Consider the following 7664-nt stretch of genomic DNA (forward strand, 5'->3'; position numbering starts at 1 on the left):
GCGGGGGCTCGGGGGCGGCGGATCCGGACCTCCAGGAGTACGCCGACGCGCTCCAGGTGCTGGACGAGAACTGGGACACCTTCGACACGGCGAAGGGGACGAAGGACGGCAAGGTGACGATGGCGGACCTGGAGGCGGTGCTGGACAGCCCGGCGGCGTCCTCCACGCTCAAGCGCGCCGCGCAGTTCTTCACGGACCACCCGGAGTACTGGCACCGCCTGGAGATGGCGGCGAGCGGCGGCCGGGACGGCGTCACCAGCTGGCAGGACCTGGACTCGGAGCTGGCCTCGGTGACGAAGCCGTCGAGCGGAGGCGGCCGGAGCACGGGCGGCTCGCGGGCGCGCGACATCGTGGACAACCCGAACATGAGCATCGAGCAGAAGGTGCAGGCCCTGCTCATGGGCATCACCGAGGACACCGACGAAGAGCTGCTGGACGTGATGAACGAGATGGCCAGCGCCCGCGAGGAGCGCGCCACGTTGGGCACCAGCGACTCGGACAAGGCGCGCGGCGCGAAGCTGGACACGAGCATGAAGGAGCTGGAGCTGCGGCTTCAGACGCTGATGGAGAAGCGCAAGGCCATGTTCGACCTGATGAGCAACATGTCGTCGAAGTTCAACGAGATGGCGAAGACGGCCATCTCCAACCTGCGCAGCGCGTGAGGGCCGCCATGGGACGCATCATCAAGCACGAAGGCGGCGAGGGACTGACGATGGAGACCGGAACGGCGCGCAGGCTGAAGGCGTTCGCGCGGGGGGAGACGACCTGGGCGGAGGTGGAGGGGATGACCTTCGAGGAGGCGAAGGCCATCGCGCAGGTGGGCTGCGACCTGGCGGCGGCGGGCCGGCTGGAGGAGGCGCGCATCCTCTTCGAGGGGCTCGTGGAGGGGAACCCGAAGGACTCCGCGGCGCACGCGGCGCTGGGCACCGTGTACCAGAAGCTCGGGAGGGTGGAGGACGCGCTCACCGAGTACACGCACGCGCTGAATGGAGACCCGCGCAACCCCGTGGCGCTGACGGGCCGGGGCGAGCTGCACCTGCGCCGGGGCGAGCGGCAGGGCTTCACGGACATCGCCAACGCGGTGGAGGTGGACCCGCATGGCGAGACGTCCGCGGGCCGCCGCGCGAAGGCCCTGGTGAAGGCCATCACCCTGGTGGCGGTGGAGAAGCTGAAGGAGGGCGCTCCGCCGACGTGAGGCGTTGACGGGAGAGACGTTTCAAGACGGATGTGCCACCGGACAGTTGGGGAGCGGTCCGGGGGCGGCCGGCCGGAGGGTGGGCCTGGATGGCGAGGGGGAATGGCGTGGAGGCCCATCCACCGGCGGCTTCTTGAAACTGACTTCAGGGCGTGTCGAGCGCGGTGAGCCGTTCCCCGATGGGGGGATGGCTCATTCCCTTGAGCACGACCCAGCGGGGAGGCTCGGGGTCCATCTTGTTCACCCGGGCGGCCTTCACCAGCATGCGGCGGAAGGCGCCCGGGTCGCCGGTGAGGTTCAGGCCATAGCGGTCCGCCTCGCGCTCGCGCTCGCGGGAGAGCGCCCCGGCCACGGGGGCCGAGAACGTGATGAGGAGGAACACCCCCAGGGAGATCATCGGCAGGGTGCGGATGTCGCCCGAGCGCTGGACGCCCCACCAGCCCCGGCGGGCGGACAGGCGCAGCAGCTGGTCGATGAGGAAGAGCAGGGCCAGCACCGCGAGTGACGAGAAGATGCGGCCGGGCCAGCGGGGCTCGTTCACGTGGCCCGCCTCGTGCGCCACCGCGGCCAGGATTTCGTCCTCCGCGAGCTCACTCAGGATGACGTCGTTGAGGACGATGGTGCGCGTGGGGCCCTGGCCGGCGAAGTACGCCTGGATGCGCTTGGACTGCACGGACGTCTTCTCCACCACCACGTCGGAGAAGGTGATGTCCGCCTTGCGCATGAGCTCGGTGATGCGCGAGCGCAGCGGCCCCTCCTGCAAGGGCGTCTGGTCGTAGTAGAGGCGGGCGCGGTACGGGTCCAGGGCGGAGGCCACCAGCATCAGCAGGGCCACGGGCACGCCCAGCACCAGCCACCACCGGCGCACGCGGCGGGCCAGGCCATACAGGCCGACCACGAGCGCCGTCAGGGCGATGGCGCCCACGAGGGTGCCCTTGAACCACATCCACGCGAAGGTCGCGGGCGTGTCGTTGGACAGGCCGTGCCGGTGCTCCAGCACGTAGAAGAAGTACACGGTCGCGGGGGCGTAGAGCAGCTGGGTGGCCAGGTCGATGAAGAGCGCGAAGAGGAGCGCGGCCCCCCAGCCGGGCTCGCCCCACAGCCGGTCCATGGCGCTGAAGAAGGCGCGGCTCACCGGGGCGTTGCGCAGCCTTCCTCCAAACCCGCGCTCCAGCGCCGCCGCCGCGGCCGTCGCTCCCCGGTACACGGGCCGCACGAGCACGGCCAGGATGAGCGCCGACAGGGCCAGCCGCACCAGCGGGTCCACCGCCGCCCGGATGTAATAGGGCTGGTGGTAGGCGTGGATGTCGGCGAGCTGCTCCGGGGTGAAGAGCGGTTCCATGGCCGGAGGGGGGCGCTAGCGGTGCTTCGCGCCCGCGTTGGAGGCGGGCATGGGCACGGAGACCTCGTCCGATTCCGCGTCGGCGTCCGCGTCCGCGAGCAGGAGCGACTTCACCTTCTCCAGGCTCTGGCGGGTGCGGTCCACGAAGGCGTTCTGCGAACCGATGCGCTCCGCGGCCTCCAGCGTGCGCTCGTAGATGTTGATGGACTTGGTGAGCAGCACGCGGATCTTCTTGCGCAGCTCCTGGCGGTAGACCTCCGCCTCCTCGGCGTTGAGCTCCGGGGGCGTGGGCGAGTTCACCATGTGCTCGTGGAGGTTTTCGTACAGGGCGCCAATCTGCGCGCCCGCGGCGGTGGCCCAGTAGCCGTTGCCCACGCGGATGGCGCGCAGGTAGTGGCCCTGCGCGGACAACAGCAGCTCCGCCTTGTAGTTGAGGTCCTGCGCCAGCCCGTCACTGCCCCGGCTGGCCTCCAGCTTCACCGCCTCGTAGTGCAGCCGGTAGATCTCCCCCACGAAGAAGTGCGCCTGCGCGGGGAAGTAGTCCTCCACCTCCGCCTTGTCCGGCAGGGCGTCATACGCGGCCAGCGCCTTGCGCAGCGTCGCTTCCGCGTCGTCGGTGCGGCCGGCCTCCACCTGGCAGATGCCCTGCTGCACCTGGGCCTCGATGCGGCGGCCCGCGGGCAGGTCCGCGCGCGAGGCCAGCGTCGTCAGGAGCTTCACCGCCTCCTCGTAGCGCTCCAGGTGGTAGAGCGTCTCCGCCACGCGGAAGGACGCGTCCAGCGCGTCGCCCTGGCCCTTCTGGGGCTCCGCCAGCTCGGAGAAGCGCCCGTAGGCGTCGTCCCACTCCTTGAGGCGCTGGTGCGCGAGGCCCGCGCTGTAGAGGGCCTGCCGGCGGTGCGGGCTGTTGGGGTGGAAGTCCGCGAGCCGGCCGAAGTAGCGCGCCGCCTGCTTGAAGTCGTTGGCGGCGAAGGCGGAGGTGCCGCCCGCGAAGAGCTCCTCGTCGTTGAGCTTGTCCAGCTCCAGGTCCGCCGTCACCGTGACGGGGTCGAACTCCACGACCTGCTTGTTCGCCGTGGCGTCCGGCTTCCCCGCCGCGCCCGTGGTGCGGCAGCCCGTGAGCGTCAGGCCCAGGCCCAACACGCCCACCCACAGCCACCGCCGGGCGACTCCGGCTGACTCCATCCGCTTCCTGCCGTGCATGCAGCTCGCTCCCATCCGGTGCGCCCACGTCACCCGGTGCGGCCCCGGACATCGACACCCCGGAGACCCGCCAGGTTCCCGGAAGTGCTTTCAGAGGCCGCCAGTCTAATGCGGGAAGGCCTCCGGTGCCTTGTCGCCCGTCCGCCCGGCATGAACGCCCCCTCGCGCCGGAAATGCCCGGCGGCTCCACGGCTGGGGCGCGTCACGCGGGGTGGGGGAGGGCGCTCAGGCGAGGACGTCGTCGCCCAGGAGGTAGCGGCCGGTGCCCCACAGCGCGGTGAGGTCGTGCACGTCCAGCCCGAAGCGCGGCACCTGGATGAGGGGCGTGCCCGGACAGGCCTCGCGCAGCTGCGCCATGCCCTCCAGGTCCTGCTGCGCCAGCACCTGGAGCTCGCGCAGCGTCTCCTCCACCTTCGCGCGGCGGGTGGGCGTCAGCGTGGCCGCGTCCGCCCACTGCGCCGGGGTGGGCAGCGGGTGCACGCGGTTCACCACGATGGCCGTCATCTCCATGCGGTTCTGCTTGAGCAGCTGGTGGAAGTGGATGGCCTCGTCCAGCCGCTCCGGGTTGGGGCTCGTCACCAGCACGAACCCCGTCGTCTTGTCCTCCAGCAGCTCGCGCACGCCGCGGGCGCGCTCGCGGAAGCCCTCGTTCATGGAGGAGAGCGTCAGCATGAAGGAGGACAGCTCCTGGAGCATCTCCGTGCCGGTGAAGCGCGACAGCGCGCGCGTCACGTAGCTGCCGCCCAGGTTGAAGAGGGACAGGCCCACCTTGCCCGCCTTCAGCGCGGGCGTGAGCAGCCACTTGGCCGCTTCGTTGTCCAGGAAGTCCAGCACCCGGTTGGGCGCGTCCAGGAAGTCCAGCGCGTGCGCGGTGGGCGGCGTGTCCAGCACCACCAGCTCGTAGTCCGTGCTGCGGCGCAGGTCCCAGACCTTCTCCATGGCGATGTATTCCTGGCTGCCCGCCAGGGCCGTGGAGAGGGACTGGTAGAAGCGGTTGGCGAAGATGCGCTCGCGCTGCTCCGGCGGGGCCACGCGGGTGATGAGGTCGTCCCAGGTGGCCTTCATGTCCAGCATCATCGCGTGCAGGGCCGCCCTGGGCTTCACGCCCAGGCCCTCCAGCACGGACGCGTGCACCTCCGCCTCCTCGTTGCCCAGGCCGGACAGGCCCAGGGAGTTGGCCAGGCGCTTCGCCGGGTCGATGGTGCACACGATGCTGGGCCGGCCATCCACCGCCGCGCGCAGCGCGAGCGTCGCCGCCACCGTCGTCTTGCCCACGCCGCCAGAGCCCACGCAGATGAGCACGCGCTTGTTCGCGAGCGCCGCTTGCAGCGCCGTCATGCTCCCGTGCCTCCCGTCACCATCGCGTTCAGGTGCCCCATCACCGTCTCCACCGCGTCCCGTCCGAAGCGCGGCACGAACAACCTGGGCACCGTGTACACCGGCGCGTGGAGGTTGCGCTCCAGCTTCGTGCCCGCGAGCACCGCCTGCGACGCGCGGTCATGGTGCGCCTGGGCCACGCGCAGGAGCTCCGGGTGGCCCGCGAGCGCCTCCAGGTCCGCCTCCGTGAAGCGCTCAGGGAAGGCCTGGTTGAGCACCGCCGCGTGCGTGCGGATGTGCACCTTGTCCCTCAGCGCGCCGTGCAGCTCCAGCGCCTCGTTCACCGGCATCTCCTCCGGCAGCGCCACCAGCACCGCGGCGGTGACGGAGGGGTCCACCAGCAGGTCGCGCATCTTCAGCGCCTCGCGCGTCATGGGGCCCGGCGGCACCGTCTGCAGGAGCACCTGCGGCACGCTCAGGAAGGAGATGGCGTGGCCGGTGGCGGGCGCGTCCAGCACCAGCGTGTCGTACTTCCAGCGGCCGTCCGGCAGCTTCTCCTGGAGGTGGAACAGAATCTTCCCCAGCAGCACCAGCTCCTGGAGCGACGGGATGAAGCGCAGGAAGTAGCGCACCAGCCGGTTCTCGAAGACCGTCTTGTAGAGGGTCTCGAAGCGCAGGACCATCAGGCCGTACTCGCGCATGGCCTCCTGGGGGCGCACGTCCACCGCCCAGAGGTTCTCCTCCAACAGCTTCACCTCCGGGCCCGCTTCGGGCAGCTCCAGGATGCGGCTGACGCGCTCCTGGGTGTTCACTTCACACACCAGGGTGCGCCGGCCGGCGCGCACCGAGGCCAGGGCCAGGGCGGCGGCGACGGTCGTCTTCCCCACGCCCCCCTTGCCAGAGACGATCCACAGGCGTTTGTCGAGCAGTCCGGCCATAGAGGGCGCGCGAACCGTAGGGATGGGCTCCCGGAGAGTCAACGAGAGTCCACGAGCGGAAATCCCCATTGTTCCCCTGCTTGACACGTCGCGTTGGCCCCTCCCAGAGTGCGGCGTCCTCTTCCTGACGTCCCGCCTGTCCCGACGGCCGAGAGGCCTGTTTCGCGGTGGACCGGACCTGAACGGTTCCAAGACCATGCTCAAGAACAACCCGGTGATGAAGAAGCTCGTGGAGACGGGCGAGGAGCGCGTGGGCAAGCTCGCGCAGCAGCTGCTCTCCAACGAGAAGTTCGTGGCGGCGGTGCAGACGCTGGTGTCCCGCTCGCTCGCGGCGAAGGGGACGCTGGACGCGGCGCTGCGCACGGCGCTGTCCGCCATGAACCTGCCGTCCACGGCGGACCTGGAGCAGCTGCGCTCGAAGGTGGACGACCTGGAGAAGCTGCTCGCGTCCGTCGAGGGCAAGGTGGACACGTTGGTGTCGAACACGTCCTCGAAGAAGAAGGGGTAGGGCGCGGCACGCCCTCAAAGGCCATGCGGCGCATCGCGTTCATCAACGAGAAGGGCGGCACCTGCAAGACGACGCTCGCGGTGAACACCGCCGCGTGGCTCGCGCTGGAGCAGCGCCGCCGCGTGCTGCTGGTGGACCTGGACACGCAGGGCCACGCGGGCAAGTCACTGGGGCTGGACGTGCGCACGCTGCCGCGCAACGTCTTCCACCTGCTCACCGACCCGGAGGTGTCCCTGGCCTCCGTGGTGCGCCCCACGGGCGTGAGCGGGCTGGACGTGGTGCCCGCGTACAAGGAGATGGCGGACTTCCCGGTGGTGGTGGCGCAGGATCCGCGGCGCGCGCACCGGCTGGCGGACCGCATGCGGGAGGCGCAAGGCGCGGGCTACGACATGGTGCTGTTCGACGCGCCTCCGTCCATGGGGCTCACCACGCGCAACATCCTGGTGGCGGCCACGGAGGTGGTGGTGCCGGTGGCGCTGACGTACCTGGCGCTGGACGGGTGCGCGGAGCTGGCGGAGACGGTGCGCCAGGTGGGCGAGGCGGAGGGGCGGCAGGATTTGCGCGTCACCCGGGTGGTGCCCACGCTGTACCGCAAGACGGCGCTGGCCACGGCCATCCTGGAGCGCCTGCGGGCGTACTTCCCGGACGCGCTCGCCGCCACGCCGCTGGGCTACAGCGTCAAGGTGGACGAGGCGCAGAGCCACGGGAAGACCATCTGGGAGTACGCACCCCAGAGCCCGGGGGCGCGGATGCTCGCGGCCATCGCGGCGGAGATTGACGGCGGGGCCCCTCCAGCGAAGCGGAAGCGGACCCGGCCGAAGGTGGCCTGAGCGCCTTGCGCCCGCTTCCTCACGGGCGCCACGGCGTTCAGGCACGGGTGCTTCAGGACGCGCTCGGGTCCTTCTTGTCGCCCTTCTCCACGGCGTCGAGCTTCTTCTCCAGCTCCTCCAGCCGCTGCGCGAGCGCCTGCATGTCGCGGCCCAGGGCGGGCAGGTTGCCGGTGAGGTTCTCCACGACCTGCTTCACGCGCTCGTCGATGCGGCGCTGGAAGTCCTCGAAGGCGCGCTGGCTGGCCTTGAGCAGCTCCGCCGGGTTGAGGCTCGCGGCGTTGCCTTCGGCCTGGGGCGCGGGCGCGGCGGCGGCGGCAGCGGGGGCCTCCGGGGG

The 7664-nt window shown here is 70.8% G+C and carries 7 protein-coding genes and 2 pseudogenes; 4 read left to right on the forward strand and 5 right to left on the reverse strand.

What is annotated here, in order from left to right; translation table 11 throughout:
* Positions 1-662, forward strand: a pseudogene (locus tag D7W82_RS37105) (hypothetical protein); the annotation flags it as partial.
* An 8-nt stretch (positions 663-670) separates the two neighbouring features.
* Complete coding sequence (locus D7W82_RS37110) at positions 671-1195, forward strand: tetratricopeptide repeat protein (protein ID WP_120622804.1); 525 nt, start codon at positions 671-673, stop codon at positions 1193-1195.
* A gap of 145 nt (positions 1196-1340) precedes the next feature.
* On the opposite strand, the gene D7W82_RS37115 is transcribed toward D7W82_RS37110, so the two are convergent.
* The 4 genes from D7W82_RS37115 to D7W82_RS37130 form a co-directional block, all read right to left on the reverse strand.
* Positions 1341-2537, reverse strand: a complete 1197-nt coding sequence (locus D7W82_RS37115) for a M48 family metalloprotease (protein ID WP_120622805.1) — start codon at positions 2535-2537, stop codon at positions 1341-1343.
* Between the two features lie 15 nt (positions 2538-2552).
* Positions 2553-3719 (reverse strand): tetratricopeptide repeat protein, encoded by a 1167-nt coding sequence (locus D7W82_RS37120; RefSeq protein ID WP_171426394.1) that lies wholly within the window; start codon positions 3717-3719, stop codon positions 2553-2555.
* A gap of 243 nt (positions 3720-3962) precedes the next feature.
* Complete coding sequence (locus tag D7W82_RS37125; protein ID WP_120622807.1) at positions 3963-5075, reverse strand: ArsA family ATPase; 1113 nt, start codon at positions 5073-5075, stop codon at positions 3963-3965.
* Complete coding sequence (locus tag D7W82_RS37130) at positions 5072-5992, reverse strand: ArsA family ATPase (protein WP_120622808.1); 921 nt, start codon at positions 5990-5992, stop codon at positions 5072-5074. The genes D7W82_RS37125 and D7W82_RS37130 overlap by 4 nt, the downstream gene beginning before the upstream one ends.
* 196 nt (positions 5993-6188) lie before the next feature.
* Between D7W82_RS37130 and D7W82_RS37135 the strand changes: the two genes are divergently transcribed.
* Together D7W82_RS37135 and D7W82_RS37140 are read left to right on the forward strand one after the other, a co-directional pair.
* Positions 6189-6500: a hypothetical protein gene (locus D7W82_RS37135; RefSeq protein ID WP_120622809.1), complete on the forward strand. Its 312-nt coding sequence runs from the start codon at positions 6189-6191 to the stop codon at positions 6498-6500.
* Positions 6501-6523: 23 nt separating this feature from the next.
* Positions 6524-7330: a ParA family protein gene (locus tag D7W82_RS37140; protein ID WP_120622810.1), complete on the forward strand. Its 807-nt coding sequence runs from the start codon at positions 6524-6526 to the stop codon at positions 7328-7330.
* Between the two features lie 52 nt (positions 7331-7382).
* Here the strand turns inward: D7W82_RS37140 and D7W82_RS37145 are convergent.
* Positions 7383-7664: pseudogene (locus D7W82_RS37145) on the reverse strand (transcriptional regulator); the annotation flags it as partial.

This window comes from Corallococcus sp. CA049B (assembly GCF_003611685.1).
GTDB lineage: Bacteria > Myxococcota > Myxococcia > Myxococcales > Myxococcaceae > Corallococcus > Corallococcus coralloides.

Coding starts and splice junctions, on each gene's coding strand:
- D7W82_RS37115 (WP_120622805.1), bottom strand. CDS start 2,537: ATGGAACCGCTCTTCACCCCGGAGCAGCTCGCCGACATCCACGCCTAC.
- D7W82_RS37135 (WP_120622809.1), top strand. CDS start 6,189: ATGCTCAAGAACAACCCGGTGATGAAGAAGCTCGTGGAGACGGGCGAG.
- D7W82_RS37120 (WP_171426394.1), bottom strand. CDS start 3,719: ATGGAGTCAGCCGGAGTCGCCCGGCGGTGGCTGTGGGTGGGCGTGTTG.
- D7W82_RS37140 (WP_120622810.1), top strand. CDS start 6,524: ATGCGGCGCATCGCGTTCATCAACGAGAAGGGCGGCACCTGCAAGACG.
- D7W82_RS37110 (WP_120622804.1), top strand. CDS start 671: ATGGGACGCATCATCAAGCACGAAGGCGGCGAGGGACTGACGATGGAG.
- D7W82_RS37125 (WP_120622807.1), bottom strand. CDS start 5,075: ATGACGGCGCTGCAAGCGGCGCTCGCGAACAAGCGCGTGCTCATCTGC.
- D7W82_RS37130 (WP_120622808.1), bottom strand. CDS start 5,992: ATGGCCGGACTGCTCGACAAACGCCTGTGGATCGTCTCTGGCAAGGGG.